Raw genomic sequence first — 17,754 nt, 5'->3', positions numbered from 1 at the left:
AGACGAGCACATCGTAACGGAGAACAACACATCATGGGGATGTTTGGAAAGCCTGCTAATATGGAACAAGAAATGAAAAAAGTTGAAAGTGAAGCCATCTCTTCAATCATAGACAAGAGTATGATCATAACCGGTGAAATTACTTTCAAAGGTAAGGCTAGAATTGATGGAACCATCAACGGCAATATCGAAGGCGAACATCTCATTCTCAGTGAGACGGGCAAAGTGAATGGCGATATCAACGTCACTTCATTTAACTGCTACGGTATACTTGAGGGAAACGTTACAGCGAACTTGCTCACCGCGAGGAAAAACTGTTCCATACATGGTAAACTTGAAGCGACAAGCCTTACCGTAGAACCCGGCGCCTCAATTCAGGGCGAAATCCGTGCGGCGGCCAAAGATTCAGCCCCTGTCAGCAAACCGCAAGACCCACCTGTGAAAATAAACGCCAAGTAACTGTATCTAAATCAAGCTGCCAACAACAAACAATCATTATGTCTTTATCACAACCGAAGGTGGCAAACTTACTTACCTGCCCCCACTGTGGAAACGATACCGAGTTTTTTGAAATAGCAGACGATGTTATCACCACAACTCACTACATTCAAAACAGTGACGGTAGTTTCACTATAGAGAGCAAGAGTTCTCAGTCACTTGGGGATGTGAAACTGTTTTGCGGCAACTGCGAGGAAGATCTCAGCTCATTTCACCAGCGTTTTTCTGAAATGATTTTCTAAAGAAAAAACCAGCAAAGAGAACAATAACTCCTGGAACGTGTCGGATACGACAAGAGGAGTAGCGGTTATGTTGATGGCTCACAAGTAAATCACCGCATGAGGATTCTTGGACAGTTTCAAGACAGCCTCCACTACCTTAGTTTTCTAAAATATTTTGTAGCAATAAAGCCTCACACCTGAGGAGTCTTATAGGCCATCAGCCTTGCAACAGCCGGTGCCAGGCGGTCAGAAAAAACAAAAAAAGGGAGTATGCAATTATTGCATACTCCCTTTTTCAACTACAACATCAGATCGTATTAATTATACACAACCTGTTGGCTTAGGAAGACCAGCCATTTTACATGCTCCCTTACCAGGTCCTGATGGGAACAGTTCGTAAATTCTCTTGAGTGGGAAACCAGTGGTTTTAGAAAGGATACGAACCATAGGTGCGATACCGTTCTTCTTGTAGTACTCTTGAAGAGCGTCGATAACTTTCTGATGCTCATCAGTCATCTCAGAGATACCTTCTACACCTTTTACATAGTCAACCCAATCAGCGTTGAAATCATCACCTTTGAGAAGAAATCCGTCCTCATCTACCTCGAAGCTACTTCCATTGTGTTCAAGTGTTGGCATTGCAAACCTCCTTAAAATATTATTTAGTACTTCTCGCCATTTTTATAAATTCAGAAGCTAACTAGGGCTTAATACTATAGGCAAAACAATTTGTCAAGTGAATGACTAATCATTTAACCAAACAATTCGTCACAAAACAATCTGTAGATATGTCGCGAAATTTCAACAAGATAGGCCAGATAAAAAGTGATCTCCAAAGAGACAAAAAAACATGGGTGAATTTAAAAGACAGCTCAGTTCTCATTGTTTACTGACACACAACATTAGAAATATATACACAACTCACGTCCTTGTTTGCAACAGCTTTGTTTATTGCATATGCAAATTTCTCCCCCCTCATATCTTCATTGTACTCGATCGTCATTAAAAGCTGCTGGCTCTAAACCGGCCGGAGGTAAGGGAAAAAGTATTTTTCCTTGCAGTGGAGCCAAAGAAAGAGTAAATCGATCACATTATTTATTATTTAACGTAATTGGCCTGTTGCTCCTATGCAGCTTCCATGGTGGTATACAATCTGGCCATATCTATTAATTTAAAGGACTCATCAATCTTCATGCTTCAAATACTACGCAGGAAAGCGCAATCAACTTTTATCCAAATCATAGTTGTCATTATTGCACTGGTTTTCATTTTCTGGGGAGTCGGGTCGAATCTTTCCGGCGACAGGCAGGCAGCGGTGGTCGTCAACGGTGACGAAGTGTCCTTCCAGGATTATCAGCAGGCCTACGACAGAACCTATGAAAGATTCAGCCAGCAGTTCGGCGGTAACATGCCAAAAGACCTGGCGGAATCCTTAGGCATCAAGCAACAGGTCATCAACCAGCTCATACAGACCAGTCTTCTTCGGCAAGGTGCCCAGAAAATGGGAATTTACGTCAGCGCCGAAGAAGTGCGAAAGGTAATTGAAGGCATGGTACAGTTTCAGGATAATGGGGCCTTCAGTATGGACCGCTACAAAGCTGTGCTCACCAATATCCGCACTGCACCGACAAAGTTTGAAAAGTCAATGCGCACAGACAGGCTCGCCGAAGTGGCTGTGCGGGAAATAAGTAACTTCGCCTCGGTGGCAACTGAATCTGAAATCCAGGAAATCTACAGCCAACTCAATGAAAAAGTTGTCGTAAATTTTGTCTCTTTTAAACCTTCTGATTATCTCAACCAGGTGCAAACTGACGACGCAGGTCTTTCAGCCTGGTATGAAACTGTTAAAGACAATTACAAGACCTCCCCTGAAATCCAGTTAAAATACTTCACCTTTACCTACGATAAGATCGCAGATAAAGTTGTAATCGATGACAGCCAAATCGAAAACTATTACCAGGAAAACACGCAGCTCTATACCGTACCTGAGCAAAGAAAAGCGTCTCACATTCTCTTTAAAACCACTGCTGATGATTCTCAGCAGGTTTTTCAGGAAAAAGAGGCAAAAGCTGAAAAGGTTTTGGCTCTTGCTAAAAACGGCTCTAATTTTGCCGACCTGGCCAAAGAGTATTCGGAAGGACCTTCCCGTGAAAACGGTGGCGAACTTGGATATTTTTCTCGGGGGCAAATGGTTCCTGCCTTTGATGATGCGGTATTTTCCATGGAAAAAGGTGCCGTCAGCGAGGTAGTACAAACCCAGTTTGGCTACCACATCATTTATCTTGAAGATATTAAACCCGCATCCACCCGTTCGCTTGAAGAGGTGAAGGCACAGATTGTAACCACTCTAAAGGAAAAAGAGGCTGAAAGCCTTGCTTTTCAAGTAGCAAACAGTGCTTACGAAAATATCATCGCGGCAGGTGGCCTCGACCAGTATCTATCTGCCACGCCCGATGCCGAACTGCAAACAACAGAACTCTTTAAGCGAGAAGCCGCGCCGGATGATCTGAAAAAGGATTCCATCTTTCTTGACAAGGCTTTTTCCTTGAACAAAGGTGACTTCAGCTCACTGATAAAAGGGAACAGTGGTTATGCAATTTTTTATGTGGAAAATGTTAAAGAACCAGAGACTCCTGCTCTTATCGACATAAAAGAACTGCTCACCAACGATTTTAAAACAGCAGAGTCCAAGAAACTGGCTCAACAAGCGGCAGACGATCTCTTAAAACAACTCCACGATGGAGGCAGCCTCGAAGAGATGGCAGCAGCTAAAGGTTATGCGGTTACAAACTCTGGAGAACTTAGTCGCGACGGACAAAACGACAAGACGACCTTTCCGCAGCAGTTGTTGAGTGAAGCCTTCCTTCTCTCAGGCAACAGTCCACTTCCCCAGGAAGTTGGCCAGGATGGAGACAATTACTACGTCTATTCCTTTCTCAGCAGAACCCTGCCTAAGATGCCAGAGGGATCCACAGAGATTGAACAATACAGAACAAGCTTGCTGAATTTTAAACAACAGCAGCTGCTCTCAGCCTGGCTTCAAAACCAACAGGTCAAAGCGAAAATTTCAACCCATCCAAGTCTGTAAAAGAAATAAATACTTCGTCATATCCAAGCATCTGTCAGAGCTCCTCTGACAGATGCTTTTTTTTGTCCTTCTGTCCTGCAGCATTATTTGTCCTGATCTCATTTCAGCTCAAAAAGCAGTTCTTTTTCGACCTTATAACCTTCTGTTTTAAGACTTTGTATCAGACACTTAGCAAGAAAGACTGGCTGCAATTCCAGCCCTGAGTACGCCATGATTTTTGCCGAAGCATACGACCTCGTCGCATCGATATAACCAATACAAGCAAGAGTACTGTTCCCATTACCAGAGACACTCCACATAAGATATGTACATATTTTGGTTCTCATTACGCTAATACGATGTTATAATGCCCGATTGCTTTTTCGCCTTCTCCTAAAACTATGGTAACCGAACTTTCAGTTACTCCAGATTTCCAATAAATCGCAACCATGCAAACAGACGCCACTCTCCTCGATAATTACTACAAGCTTTCCCAATTCGAACAAACCCTTCTCAAGTTCCTCTCAATCACCTATGAACCGGCTCACGCCACTCTCATTGTCAATTGTCTGAGAAAATTAGATCTGAAAAATCCAAGGGGAAATAAGCCAACTGCTGCAAATCTCAGCCACTACTTCAATAAGTTTGAAGAACTCGGACTGCTGACCAAAGATAAACAAGTTGTTGACGATGTTGTGGAAATTCTAAGTAAGATAGCAGTGAAGGAAGGAACATTTGAGATATATGCAAACACCATACAGGAGGAGGCACCGGTTTCTTACTATTATGGCAAGTGGACCACACGTTGCTGGCGCGGCATGCGGGAGATGCGCATCGGCATTTACACACAACAGTTTGATCAGATACACGATGCCTCAGAATTTCTCGACAGTCAGTGTAAGGAACTAATAGCAACTCCGCCTGCAACCGTCAGAGTATTAGCCCAGCCCTTTGACCGGGAATGGTTCAGCTCTCTGCCGACATCGTTTCAGTTTTACCTGCTCAACAACGTTTTACAGTACGGCCAGTCAACCCTCACCGATTACCCGGAGATAATTAACTTTCTGACCTCTGAAGAGGAATTTGCGCATCTTACAGTCGACGAGCAACTGCCATTTAGGAGACTCTTGTTTAACCAGCTGCTCTTTCGTGGCAGGATAAATGACGCCAGGAACCTTGTTCTGCATCACACCGATTCTTTTAGTGGGACCGGAGCCCTGGGTGCTGTTTACTTTCTTCAGGGAAATACCGATGATGCCATCAGAGCCTTTGACGAAGACCTGGCCTTTCTTAAAAAAATCAGTGACGATGACAAGGTGGCATTTTTTGGTCCTGCCGGACTGTTCTATATCCTCGCCTTAATTTCCTCCTGCCCAAAAGAAGAGTACCATACCATTGCAGACTCCATATCCATAGCAATGTCTCTTTTTGAAGGAGCAAGGGAAAATGATTCCTACGCCTTTTTGTCTGCGGTCCTGAATTCTCAAATCAATAATGGGAGCAAGAGCGAAGAGATTATACTTCCCGACACCCCTGACCTCGATGTACTCACCGTAGCCTTTGCGGGCATCTGTCAGTACTGGCTCAACAGTGCAGTTACAAATGTCATAAAAGATGAAATTCAAAGGTTCTATCAACGGGCACTTGAACAGGGATATTCTCTGCTCACCCTGCTCCTCGGAGAGACTCTGAGCACCATCCAGCATGAGAACACTGAATACGAAAACACCCTCAATACCCTGAGGGAAACGACGGGTATCATTCCCATTCTTCCGCTTCTGGAACCGGAAGAACCCTGGAAACGCAGCCTACAGGCCCTTATTTTTGCCACCACCGAAGAATCAAGCAGTCACCAGCAGACCGTGCGTATGGTCTGGATGGTCGCTTTAGAAGACAAAGAAATCAGTGTCTCCCCCAAAGAACAGAAGCTTGCCGCAGACGGTGTCTGGAGCAAGGGGAAACCAATTTCTCTCGCCAGACTGTATAATACGGCTAAGTTTAATTACCTCACGACACAGGACAGGAAGATCTGCGCTGCTATCAAAAAAACCCATAACCCTGTAACCAACACCACAAACTATACATTCAACATGGAAAAGGCCCTTCTTGCAATGATAGGCCACCCCCATCTCTACCTGGCTGATTCCCCTGGGACCCCTATGGAGTTTGTCCCCGGTGAGCCGGAACTTCTCGTCGAAGAAAGAGGAGAGAATCTGCGTATACGCTTTGCTCATCCTATCTCTGAAGAAAATATCAACTTCAGTAAAGAAACACCCACTCGCATTAAAATTATAAACATCAACGACAATCATCGTCGTATTGCTCAAATCACAGGGAAAGACGGCATCACCGTCCCCATGTCGGCCAGCGAAGAGGTGCTTACAGCTATTGGCAATATCTCTTCATTCATGACAGTACACTCGGCTATTGCAGCCGACAGCAAGAGCCGTCAGACCAGCAACGTTACCTTCGTTGAGGCGGATTCTTCGATCTACATGCACCTCATCCCCTACGGCACCGGCTTTCGCCTCGAGATGTTCGTCAAACCGTTTCTTGAGGGTGGTCACTACCTTAAACCCGGCCAGGGTGTTGAAAACATCATGGCAGAAGTCAATGGTAAGAGACTGCAGACCAAAAGAAATCTCGCCCTCGAGGAAGAGAAGGCCCGGGACATTGAAGAACTCTGCCCCATACTCGATCTGGCCATCGACATGGAGCAGGAAAATGATCGTGAATGGCATCTCTATGACCCGGATGATTGTCTCCAGGCCCTTATGGAACTCCAGTCCATTCGTGACAAAGTAATTATTGAATGGCCCGAAGGAGAAAAACTCTCAATATCTCACCGGGTCTCCGTTGAGAACCTTAACCTTAAAATCCGAACAAACCGTCAGAACTGGTTTGCCATGAGTGGAGAGTTGACCCTTGACCAAGGCCAGGTTATCGAGCTGAAAGAACTGTTACTCAAAGTAAAGAGTTCGTCAGGGCGCTTTGTGGAAATCGGCGACGGTCAGTTTATCGCACTTACTCAGGAGTTCAGAAAACGCCTTGAGGATATTAACCTGTTTTCAGATGGCCACATCGACAAGAACAGCGGGGAAATACTCATCCATCCTCTGGCGGCAATCCAGCTCGAGCAGATTGCAGAACAGGCGCATACCACAGCTGACGAAGGCTGGCAGAACCAACTGAGAAAAATCAATGAAGCCCAGGATTTTAAGCCGGAACTCCCCTCAACCCTGCAGGCCGAGCTTCGTGATTACCAGCGGGAAGGATATAACTGGCTCGCCCGTCTGGCCAAATGGGGCGTTGGAGGCTGTCTTGCAGATGACATGGGGCTTGGCAAAACACTGCAGTCCCTTGCTGTCGTCCTTAAACTGGCCGCAAATGGTCCTTCGCTTGTTATTGCCCCGACATCAGTTGCCTCTAACTGGCACTCAGAGGTTCAGCGGTTTACCCCAACGATCAATATCAAATACCTCGGCACCAAAGACCGGAAATCGGACATTGAGGCCTTGGGAAAATTTGATCTGCTTATCACTACCTACACCTTGCTCCAACAGGAGAGCGAACTACTGGCCACCGTCAAATGGCAGACCGTTATTCTTGATGAGGCCCAGGCCATAAAGAATGCGGCAACCAAAAGATCCCATGCGGCAATGTCATTACAGGCAGAATTCAAACTCATTACCACGGGAACCCCCATCGAAAATCACCTTGGCGAACTATGGAATCTATTCCATTTCATCAACCCTGGCCTGCTTGGCACCCTGAGCTCCTTTAATGAGCGCTTTGCAGCACCCATTGAGCGTTTTCAGGATCGGGAGGCCAAAATCCATCTCAAAAAACTTATACAACCTTTTATTCTCAGAAGAATAAAGTCCCAGGTTCTTGATGAACTGCCTTCCAGAACAGAAGTGACCCTTGATGTTGAGATGACTGAGGAAGAATCGCATTTTTATGAGGCTCTTCGTCAAAACGCCATCGATCTGCTGGAACAGTCAAAGGAGAAAAAAGGTCGGCATCTGCAGATACTCACAGAGATCATGCGCCTGCGTCAGGCCTGTTGCAACCCCCGTCTTATCGATCAGAACAGCAGTATTGAAAGCTCTAAGCTTCGGGTTTTCTCATCGGTGGTGGAAGACCTTCTGGACAGTCGACACAAGGCCCTCGTCTTCAGCCAGTTCATTGGCCATCTAAGCATCATCCGGGAGTACCTTGACTCCAAAGGGATCAGCTACCAGTACCTCGATGGGAGCACCACCTCTAAACAACGGAAAATCAGGGTGGACGCCTTCCAGGCAGGCCAGGGAGATCTTTTTCTCATCAGTCTCAAGGCAGGAGGTCTTGGCCTCAATCTCACCGCAGCGGACTATGTTATTCACATGGATCCCTGGTGGAACCCGGCCATTGAGGACCAGGCATCCGACAGAGCCCACAGGATCGGCCAGAAAAGACCAGTTACCATATACAGACTGGTATGTAAGAACACCATTGAGGAGAAGATCGTGAAACTTCATCAGGAAAAAAGAGACCTTGCAGGCAGCCTGCTCGAGGGAACCGATATCAGTGCAAAGATGAACTCGGAAGACCTGCTCGACCTGATCAAAACAAAGTAGGAAAGAATAACCACAGGACTCAAAGAGTAGCGGATTACTCTTTGAGTTTATTGAGAATGAGCCCCCAGAAAACGGTATCTCCTGAATCAAAGAACCAGCCAAGATGGCTATCACAGCCCCTGCAGAGAGCAAAGGTCCAGAGGTAGCCTTTAAACCAGGAAAATTCCGCAGTTGGGGTTCCGAGAACACTGCAGCCCGGAGCTGTCTTGTAGCAACCCAGCTCAAAAACGATCCCGGCCGGGTTGAAAAATGTATGGCAGAAAGAGCCGTTGACTGCCAGCTCATGCAGCCGCGAGGTTATCGGCTTCCCGCAGAACGTGCAGTACAGAGCGTCTTCAAGACGTTTTTGTTCCTGTTCTTTTACAACCCGCAAAGGCCGAACGGGCAATTTCGCCCTGCCTTCCTTCAAGCTGTATGTATTATTTCGCTGCGTCTCCGCTGTAGTAATCCACAATGGCTTCCACCATATCAGAAATTGTGAACTGTTCGGGCTGTACGTGCACCTCAAGATCGTTATCAGTCACACTTTTGGCGGTTATCGGTCCAATGGCTGCAATTTTCACCCCGGCAAGTAATTGCTTCAACTCCTCCTGATTCTTCGCATTAATCATTTGGAGAAAATTGGTGACAGTTGAAGAACTGGTAAAGGTGATCATATCGACTTTGTTGTCGGTAAACTCGGCCCTGAGGCTCTCCTGATCACATTGTACCGGCCGATTCTGGTAAATAGGTGTAACTGTCACCTGGGCACCTGCACCACGCAATGTCTCTGGCAATATCTCGCGCGCCTGAGCCGCCCGGGGAATCAAAATATTACGTCCCTCAACGCCTTGATCAAGCAGGCTTTCTGCAAGCCCCTCTCCGGTAAATGTTGCTGGTATCAGATCGGCATTAAGACCATATTGCAGCAGCAGGTCAGCCGTTGCTTTACCAACAACTGCAATATCAGGGCCCTTAAGATCCCTCGCATCCATACCTTTTTCGTACAACCGTTTGAAAAAAAACCTAACTGCATTGAGAGACGTAAACAGAATCCAATGATACTCTTTTAGTCGCTCAAGCTCTTCATCAAAAGCCTCATACGAGTCAACAGGTTCGATATTTATTGTGGAATATTCCAAACAATTTGCACCGTATTCCTCAAGGCCCTGGACGAGATCACTGGCCTGTTCCCGGGTACGGGTCACCACAATTCGTTTTCCAAACAGCGGCCTCTTCTCGTACCAGTCTATGGTTTCTCTTAACTTTACAACTTCCCCAACTATTATCAGAGAGGGTGGCGTGATACCAGCACCTTTCACCACATCAGTAATAGTTTCAAGGGTCCCAACAACGGAGCGTTGTTCAGGTGTTGAAGCCCAGCGCACAACAGCGACAGGAGTTTCAGGAGCCCGGCCATACCTGATCAGATTTTCAACTATTATAGGAAGATTTTTAATCCCCATGTAGATCACAAGAGTTCCGGCACCGGTTGAAAGTTTCGCCCAATCAATATTGGAGTTTTCCTTGGTAGGGTCTTCGTGTCCGGTCAAAAATGCAACAGATGCGGTATAGTCCCGATGGGTGATGGGAATACCTGCATAGGTTGCAGCTGCAGTGGCAGAAGTTACTCCGGGAACGACCTCAAACGCGACTCCGGCTGCATGCAGTTCTTCAAGCTCTTCGCCTCCACGCCCAAAGATAAAGGGATCCCCACCTTTAAGGCGTACCACCATCTTTCCGGCAAGAGCATGATCAACGAGCATCTGGTTGATCTCTTCCTGGGAGTGGGTATGCTTTACGCCTCCTTTTTTACCAACGTAGATTAATTCAGCCTCTTCCGGAACGTGTTTGAGTAATTTTTTGGAGGCAAGGTAATCGTAGACCACCACCTCTGCACGCTCGAGTAGACTTTTACCACGAACAGTAATAAGACCAGGATCCCCTGGACCCGCACCAACAAGATAGACCTTTCCGGTTTTCTTCATTTTCGTTCTTCTTATAGTTTTAATACGAATAGGCAGTAACCTTACTCAAACAGGGAAGATATTCCTCCCCCCCGGTTACTTAATATTTCCGTTTTAAATGAACAGCTTACACAGGGTAACTGCATTGTTATTTAAAGACAAAAAGGGCCTTCCCATCCACCAGGAAAGCCCTATCACCCAAAAAACCAATATGAAATCAGAATCATTCTGATTTCATATCAATCTTTACAGTTCTTTCATTATGGCTTCAGTTACATCGCCGATAGAAACAGAACCATCAACGGAAATGACTTTTGGTCCATCGGTTGCCTTGAAGTAATTTACAGCAGCCATCGTTCCGGTTTCCTCGTCATAGTAGATACCATGACGTTTACCGATTGCATCCTCATCCTGGTCATCTGCACGGGTTTTGAGCTCTCCGCCACACACACGGCAAACCAGTTTACCATCTTTTTCAACCGGCTTGATTGCATCAAAGGCGATGTGATTAGGATGATTATTATCATTCACACAGAGACGACGTCCCATGATACGCTCTTTGGCAATTTGGCGATCAAGTACGATTTCGATAACATAATCAAGAGCCAGACCTTCTTTTTTGAGGGTCTCAGCAAGGGTGATTGCCTGTTGCTTGGAACGTGGAAAGCCGTCAAGAATCCAGCCATCTTTACAGTCATCTTTCTGCAGACGGGCCACCATCATAGGGATGGTGATATCATCTGGAACGAGATCTCCTCTGTCAATGTACTCCTTGGCTTTTTTACCAAGCTCCGTACCACCACCGATATGCTCTCTGAAAATTGCGCCGGACTCAATGTGAGGGATGTTATATTTCTTCTGAACGATGGCTCCCTGAGTTCCTTTTCCACTTCCATTTGGTCCAAAAAACAGAATGTTTTTACCCATAATTCCAATCTCCTTTTAAACTTATCATTAATGACTGCGGTATCTAAAAACTTTCGTTTTTCATATAACATCAGGGAAAAGCCGCCCCTGCAGTGAATGGGGTATTGCCTTGGGGCTTTAGTTGCCTTTCAATTTTCGACAAGCAAAATACTATAGACCAAATAACTTTCAAGGGCCATAAAAATATCTCCTCTTGTTTTTGACTTTCAATCGTAAAGCGGTTACTTTCAGGAACATTACTGTCCAGTTGGGAAGACACCCCCGCCGGCAATTCACTTATACGCCCCATTGATTGTCACCCCCTGGGCGCGATTTTTATTAACCAAGTACATCGTTAACAACCATGAAAGAAATACGCATTGGTATAATCGGATTCGGCACCGTAGGCGAAGGCCTCGGAAGAACACTCCTGGCCCAGCAAGAACGCCTGTTACAGAAAACAGGAATTTCTTATTTACTGGCAACTGTGGCTGATATATCACGAACTTCATTACCCACAGGGTTCGAGCATGTCACTCTCACCCAGAATGCCGATGATATTTTTGTCGATCCGAGAATAGACATTGTGGTTGAGCTGATAGGTGGAATGGAGCCAGCGAGGTCGTTTCTTTTAAAAGCGATTGAAAATGGCAAGCATGTGGTCACCGCCAACAAAGCCCTTCTTTCTGTACACGGCACCGAAATCTTTGCCGCTGCCAACAAAAACAACGTCGAGGTTGGTTTCGAAGCCAGTGTCGGAGGCGGAATTCCCGTCATAAAGGCCTTAAAAGAAGGACTCGTTGCCAACAGAATCAACTACCTCAAAGGCATCATGAACGGTACCGCCAATTATATTCTCAGCCAGATGACCGACCGGGGCACCCCTTTTGATGAAGTGCTTGCCAAGGCTCAGGAACTTGGTTTTGCCGAGGCAGATCCAACCTACGACGTGGAAGGGATTGATACTGCACATAAACTCGCCATCCTTATGTCCATTGCCTATGGGCTCAATGTCCACCTCGATGACATCAGCGTTGAGGGTATTTCCAGCATCATGCCCATTGATATTCAGTTCGCCAAACAGTTTGGCTATCGTATAAAACTCCTGGCTATCAGTCGCAACCACGGAGATCATGTTGAGGCCCGCGTCCATCCCACCATGGTTCCAAACGACCATATGCTCGCCACAATCAATGGCGCCTACAACGGCATTCAGTTCCAGGGAGATACGGTAGGTGATGTTCTTCTGTACGGTAAGGGCGCCGGTATGATGCCAACGGGAAGTGCCGTTGCAGCAGATGTGGTAGATATCGGAAGGAATATCGTGACCGGGGCAATCAACAGAGTCCCACCCCTTTCATATCTGCCGGAACATTTGAAGGCACCCGTTATCACCCCGATGAATGACCTTGTCTGCCCCTTCTATTTCCGCACAACGGTACAGGACAAACCAGGGGCACTCGCTCAGATAACCGGCATTTTCAGCAAGCATGGCATCTCAATTAAATCAATGATGCAGCAAAGTGATGATGACGACGATGCTCCAGTTTATATCGTTTTCCGCACCCACCTGACAACGGAAGGCTCGGTGAACAAAGCCCTGGTCGAGATCGACGCCCTTGACGTGTGCATTGCCCCGACAGTGAAAATCAGACTCATGAATGCCGAATAGAGGCCGCTATGAAATACCTGATCCTCGTAGGCGATGGGATGGGAGACTATCCACTCGACAAACTTGATGGCAGAACTCCTCTTGAAGCTGCCAACATCCCTATGATTGACTCCCTCTGTCAAAAGGGTGATTTTTTTCTTAATCACACCGTTCCAGCGGGCTATCCTCCGGGAAGCGACGTTGCCAACATGTCTCTTATGGGCTACAATCCTGCCGCCTATTATACAGGAAGAGCACCTCTTGAAGCGGCCGCTATGGGCATCAAACTCGCCACAGATGAAATCGCCTACCGCTGCAACATGGTGACCCTGGATCATGGTCAAAACAATACTGTGTCCATGCGTGATTTTAGCGCAGGACACATCAGCAATGCCGAATCCCACCAGCTCATTGCAGCCCTTGAAGCAGAATGTTCAACGGAGTCCTTTCACTTCAGACCCGGAGTCAGCTATCGGCACCTTCTGATTTACAAAGGGGAGCATCCCGGATTTTTAACGGTCCCACCCCATGACTACATTGAAAAAGATATCACAGAACACTACAACAAATACCTCGCCCTTCAGGAGTGGAAAGAGTTGCTTGAAAAAGCAAAAACGGTACTGGCGACACATCCGGTCAACATCAAACGTATCCAAGATGGCAAAAACCCTGCGAATCTGGTCTGGCTCTGGGGGGAGGGCAAGATGCCCACAGTACCCACCCTTACCGACAGGTTTAACATTTCAGGCAGTATGATCAGTGCCGTTGACCTGTTAAAAGGCCTTGGAGTGCTTGGGGGACTGACGCCACTCGATATCCCCGGGGCTACCGGCTACATCGATACCAATTATGCCGGAAAGGCCAATGCCGCCATCCAGTCTCTGACAAATGAAGATTTTGTCTTTGTTCACCTGGAAGGTCCGGATGAAGCAGGTCACAAAGGTTCCATTGAGGATAAAATCACCGCTATTGAAGACTTTGATGGAAAGATTGTTGCCCCAATTCTGACCCACCTCAGGAATGTCGGTGAAGACTTTCGGGTAGTGGTCACCATGGATCATTTCACTCCAATTGCCCTGCGCACCCACGTCTCGGACCCGGTACCCACCCTTTTATATGACTCCCGGGAAAAAGAGAAGGGCTCAGGCCAGGTGTTTTCGGAAAAAAGCTGCAGACAATACGATAACACGATGAAAAACAGTATCCTCAATGGTCATGAAATGATCGAAAAATTATTTAATCCGCACCATTAATCAATAACAGCGCAATGTCTGAAAATATTTTCACAACAACCGTTCGCGTGCTCTATGGCGACACTGATGCCGGAGGTGTTGTCTACAACGCCAACTATCTTCGTTATTTTGAAATAGGCAGAACCGAGCTTATGCGGGAGTGGATCTGTTCGTACAGCGATATCGAAAAACTCGGTTTTATTCTCCCTGTTACTGAATCATGCTCCAGATACAAGGCTCCCGCCTTTTATGATGATTTACTCACCATAGAAACGATTGTTTCTGAACTGAGCCGTATCAAGTGCAGATTCAGTTATAAGATTTTCCGTCAAGAAGGTCCAGAATCTCAGAAAAAACTTCTGGTCAAAGGCTACACCGTTCATGCAGCAGTCACCCGGGAAGGAAAGCTCACCCGTCTGCCAGATGATATTCTCAAGAAAATAGCGCAATATGCCAGCCATACTGAAAAGATAGAGGACTCTATCTAAAAGCCATTGACATATTTTCTTAGAGGTGTATATTGACCGAACTTGACGCGGGGTGGAGCAGTCTGGTAGCTCGTCGGGCTCATAACCCGAAGGTCATAGGTTCAAATCCTGTCCCCGCTACCAAAACGATTAAAGGACTTACAGCACAATTGCTGTAAGTCCTTTTTTTTTGAACTGTGGGGCTCCTTACACCCGGAACTGGTCAACAGTTGTCTTTAATTCATTGGATAGTCCTGCTAAGCCAGCGGCATTGGATTCAACTTGAGAACTATTGTTGGACATCTCTGTTAAGGCGTTATTTACATATTCAATCTCTGCTGCAATTTCATTGGCCACCACGGAACTTTGACTCACATTCTCTGTCACCTCCTGCATCCCGAGAGACGCTTGAACAACATTTGATGCTATCTCCTTTGTGGTTACAGACTGCTCTTCAACGGCTGCTGCAACAGTTTCAATCATACTGCTCACACTGCTGATCGAAGCGGTAATCTCCCCGATTTCAGCAACCGTATCTCTCGTCGAAGATTGTATACCGTCAATTTTCGCCTTTATCTCAAGAGTTGCGGCCGATGTTTGCCTGGCCAGCTCTTTGATTTCGCTTGCAACAACAGCAAAACCCTTACCGGCATCTCCGGCTCGTGCGGCCTCTATGGTTGCATTAAGTGCAAGCAGGTTGGTTTGTTCTGATATTTCATTAATAGCCTCGACAACCTTACCAATTTCTTGAGCAGAGCTGCTGAGATTACTGACATTATCCGAGGCTTTTTGGGTTCGAGCAACGGCTTGGCCACTAGAGATTCGGGTTTTTTCAGTATTTTCAGCAATCTCGCTAATGGTGGCGGTCATTTCTTCTACTGCCGCTGAAACCATACCAATGTTGGTTGAAGATTGTTCGGCCGCAGCAGCCACGGATGACATGTTTGAACTCATCATCTCAGCGGCATTTGAAACAGAAGCCGTTCTTTCAGAAATCTCCGCAGTTCCCCTTGACATTTCTTTGGAGACTAAAAGAAGTTCAGCCGATGAGTTATTAAGCTGGCCGGAATATCCAGCGACATCAGCCATTATCCTCTGTAGTTTTTCAACAAATACATTAAACCAATGGGCTAAAAGTCCAAGTTCATCCTTACTGGAAATAGCAAGACGCTTCGTCAAGTCTCCATCCCCATCCGCAGCATCTTTTAAACCTGCCACAACAAGGTTAAGTGACTTAACAATGACCCCTGCGACGATAACCATTATGGCCACAGCTATTGCGACAATCACAAGGGAGATCACAAGAGTCAGGCGACCTAATTTTTTAACTGGTGCATACACTTCAGCCTGCGGTGCATTTATTGCCACAGTCCAGCCAATATCGGGGATAGTTTTAAATGATACTATCTTCTTGACTCCCTCAAACTCATAGTCGATAACCCCATCTTTTTGATCGAGCATACGTTTACCAAAATCAAAGGTGCCAAAATTTTCTTGTCCGACCTTTGTTTTATCCGGATGAGCCAGAACCAGTCCCTCAGCATTCATCATGTATGCATAACCGGATTGTCCAACTGTAATGGGGTCTATATATTCTTCATTAAAAGCGGTAAGATCCAGAACAGCAAAAATGACACCGAGGAGTTTGTCATCATTATGAACAGGAGAGGCCATAGTGAAAACAGGAGTGTTTACCATTGCCCCCTTCCCAATTTCTGAGACGACAAAATTCCCCTGTACCGCTTCTTTATAATAACGGTCACCGCTTATGTTCACCTTATCTATCTGCTCATCAAGATCTGAAACAATGATATTTCCATCTAAATCAGCAAGGGCAATATTGGCAAAATATTTATAATCTTTACGGAGATCCTGCAGCTTCAGACTGAGTGTTTTCCTTGAGGCCTTCCCAAGAAAATCAGTTTTAAATGCAGTACGTACATCTTTTTCCTTACTCCAGTTTTTTACATTCAACTCCCTCTCAACAAGCCATGCCTCAAGAAATTTTGAAACCATAGCCACTGACTCTTCGAGCTGACTTGTAACAGATGCTTCCAAAGCTGTTTTCGCTTTTGAATAATATGTAATTGAAGCAATTGCCATACCTACAGCAATAAGCAGAGCTGCAGGAACGAGTATTTTATACTTTATGGAATTTTTCATGAAATCATTTCTAGAATTACCCTACCAGTTAATTGAGGTGGGACCGTCAGATTCTGGTAAAACTGACGGAAACCCAATATTCTGCAGTAATTAGTCAGGTTTTAATTGTTGATCTTTCCCAGTTGCTCAAGCGACATCGCCTCATCGTAGATACCGGAAGAGACCTGGTAAGGAAAACCTGGAACCTGAATAGCAAAAGTGATTTTTCTTGACGCTTCAGTCTCGCCTGGTTTAGGCCACCAGTATTCAACCCAGGCACCATTAGGGTTTTTAGCCGCCTCACAAATGATTTTGGTTATATGGTTGCCTTTTTTATCTTCAACTGCTGCGAATTTTTCGGGAGTCCACTCCAAAAGACTTGGATTAACATGCCCTACGATCTGCTGGGCTTCACAGTTATACACCTGTACGTAGGTATCTTTCCAGGCAAACTCTCCTTTAGGGTCATTAAAGGCAGGCAACCCCTCTTCCCCAAGACTCTGTAATACCTCAACACCTTTTAAAACCTGTTCGTATATTTCTGAGGGTGTTGCTGATTCAGCCTTAACGTTTACGGTACATGCCATTAGAGCTGCAACAAGCGTCATAACCAATTTCTTCATTTTTGTTTCCTTTTAAAATTATTCATTTTTGGTGGACAATTTCCACGTCTTCTACCTTAACCCAGAACCAAAAAACTCATACATATCTGACTCAATATCAACAAAACCATAGTCTTATTTCTCACATAAATCGGCCAGTTTCATGTGCTGTATATGAGCTTATGTCAAAAAAAAATGAGAGTCAAGCTGGTGCCACAAATTCTTCCGATTTATTGCTAGGACGACTTCATTGGTAAGATTTTTATCCTCGACATTTTTTCTACTATCTTCAAGCTGGCACACAGCTTGAAAAAAACGACTCCATCTCTATCTAAAATATCCCTCACATTAAATAAGTGCTGTTTTAATAAGCGCTTGAACGTAAACGTAAGCGAGGAAAGTT

Annotated in this window: 13 protein-coding genes and 1 tRNA gene; 8 read left to right on the top strand and 6 right to left on the bottom strand. The window is 45.7% G+C overall.

What is annotated here, in order from left to right; translation table 11 throughout:
- Positions 1-72 precede the first annotated feature (72 nt).
- On the top strand, positions 73-459 hold the full coding sequence (locus tag FCL48_RS12965) for a polymer-forming cytoskeletal protein (protein ID WP_240744838.1): 387 nt from the start codon (positions 73-75) through the stop codon (positions 457-459).
- 38 nt (positions 460-497) lie between these two features.
- A complete protein-coding gene (locus tag FCL48_RS12960; RefSeq protein ID WP_136872709.1) occupies positions 498-740 on the top strand; it encodes a hypothetical protein in 243 nt (80 codons plus the stop codon).
- A 300-nt stretch (positions 741-1,040) separates the two neighbouring features.
- Here FCL48_RS12960 and FCL48_RS12955 read toward each other — a convergent pair whose 3' ends face one another.
- On the bottom strand, positions 1,041-1,358 hold the full coding sequence (locus FCL48_RS12955) for a TusE/DsrC/DsvC family sulfur relay protein (RefSeq protein ID WP_136812700.1): 318 nt from the start codon (positions 1,356-1,358) through the stop codon (positions 1,041-1,043).
- 553 nt (positions 1,359-1,911) lie between these two features.
- Between FCL48_RS12955 and FCL48_RS12950 the strand changes: the two genes are divergently transcribed.
- Positions 1,912-3,807 carry a SurA N-terminal domain-containing protein gene (locus FCL48_RS12950; protein ID WP_169309205.1) on the top strand — a complete coding sequence of 632 codons (1,896 nt, stop codon included), beginning with the start codon at positions 1,912-1,914 and terminating at the stop codon, positions 3,805-3,807.
- A 428-nt stretch (positions 3,808-4,235) separates the two neighbouring features.
- Positions 4,236-8,405 (top strand): DEAD/DEAH box helicase, encoded by a 4,170-nt coding sequence (locus tag FCL48_RS12945; RefSeq protein WP_136872707.1) that lies wholly within the window; start codon positions 4,236-4,238, stop codon positions 8,403-8,405.
- A gap of 34 nt (positions 8,406-8,439) precedes the next feature.
- Here the strand turns inward: FCL48_RS12945 and FCL48_RS12940 are convergent, their stop codons facing one another.
- The 3 genes from FCL48_RS12940 to FCL48_RS12930 form a co-directional block, all read right to left on the bottom strand.
- A complete protein-coding gene (locus FCL48_RS12940) occupies positions 8,440-8,859 on the bottom strand; it encodes a cereblon family protein (RefSeq protein ID WP_136872706.1) in 420 nt (139 codons plus the stop codon).
- Positions 8,825-10,372, bottom strand: coding sequence for a uroporphyrinogen-III C-methyltransferase (cobA, locus tag FCL48_RS12935; RefSeq protein WP_136872705.1), 1,548 nt, complete (start codon positions 10,370-10,372; stop codon positions 8,825-8,827). The genes FCL48_RS12940 and cobA overlap by 35 nt, the downstream gene beginning before the upstream one ends.
- 225 nt (positions 10,373-10,597) lie before the next feature.
- Positions 10,598-11,278 carry an adenylate kinase gene (locus FCL48_RS12930; RefSeq protein ID WP_136872704.1) on the bottom strand — a complete coding sequence of 227 codons (681 nt, stop codon included), beginning with the start codon at positions 11,276-11,278 and terminating at the stop codon, positions 10,598-10,600.
- Between the two features lie 343 nt (positions 11,279-11,621).
- On the opposite strand from FCL48_RS12930, the gene FCL48_RS12925 reads away from it, so the two are divergent.
- The 4 genes from FCL48_RS12925 (at position 11,622) to FCL48_RS12910 (ending at position 14,751) form a co-directional block, all read left to right on the top strand.
- A complete protein-coding gene (locus FCL48_RS12925; RefSeq protein ID WP_136872703.1) occupies positions 11,622-12,929 on the top strand; it encodes a homoserine dehydrogenase in 1,308 nt (435 codons plus the stop codon).
- A gap of 8 nt (positions 12,930-12,937) precedes the next feature.
- A complete protein-coding gene (locus FCL48_RS12920) occupies positions 12,938-14,161 on the top strand; it encodes a cofactor-independent phosphoglycerate mutase (protein WP_136872702.1) in 1,224 nt (407 codons plus the stop codon).
- Positions 14,162-14,175: 14 nt separating this feature from the next.
- Positions 14,176-14,628, top strand: a complete 453-nt coding sequence (locus FCL48_RS12915; RefSeq protein ID WP_136872701.1) for a thioesterase family protein — start codon at positions 14,176-14,178, stop codon at positions 14,626-14,628.
- A gap of 46 nt (positions 14,629-14,674) precedes the next feature.
- Positions 14,675-14,751, top strand: a tRNA-Met gene (locus tag FCL48_RS12910).
- 63 nt (positions 14,752-14,814) lie between these two features.
- Here FCL48_RS12910 and FCL48_RS12905 read toward each other — a convergent pair.
- Positions 14,815-16,770: a methyl-accepting chemotaxis protein gene (locus FCL48_RS12905; RefSeq protein ID WP_136872700.1), complete on the bottom strand. Its 1,956-nt coding sequence runs from the start codon at positions 16,768-16,770 to the stop codon at positions 14,815-14,817.
- A 101-nt stretch (positions 16,771-16,871) separates the two neighbouring features.
- On the bottom strand, positions 16,872-17,372 hold the full coding sequence (locus tag FCL48_RS12900) for a cache domain-containing protein (RefSeq protein ID WP_136872699.1): 501 nt from the start codon (positions 17,370-17,372) through the stop codon (positions 16,872-16,874).
- Between the last annotated feature and the right edge of the window lie 382 nt (positions 17,373-17,754).

It is taken from the genome of Desulforhopalus sp. IMCC35007 (assembly GCF_005116575.1).
GTDB lineage: Bacteria > Desulfobacterota > Desulfobulbia > Desulfobulbales > Desulfocapsaceae > Desulforhopalus_A.
Note: the sequence above shows the minus strand (reverse complement) of the source record. Positions and strands in the feature narration are given on the sequence as shown.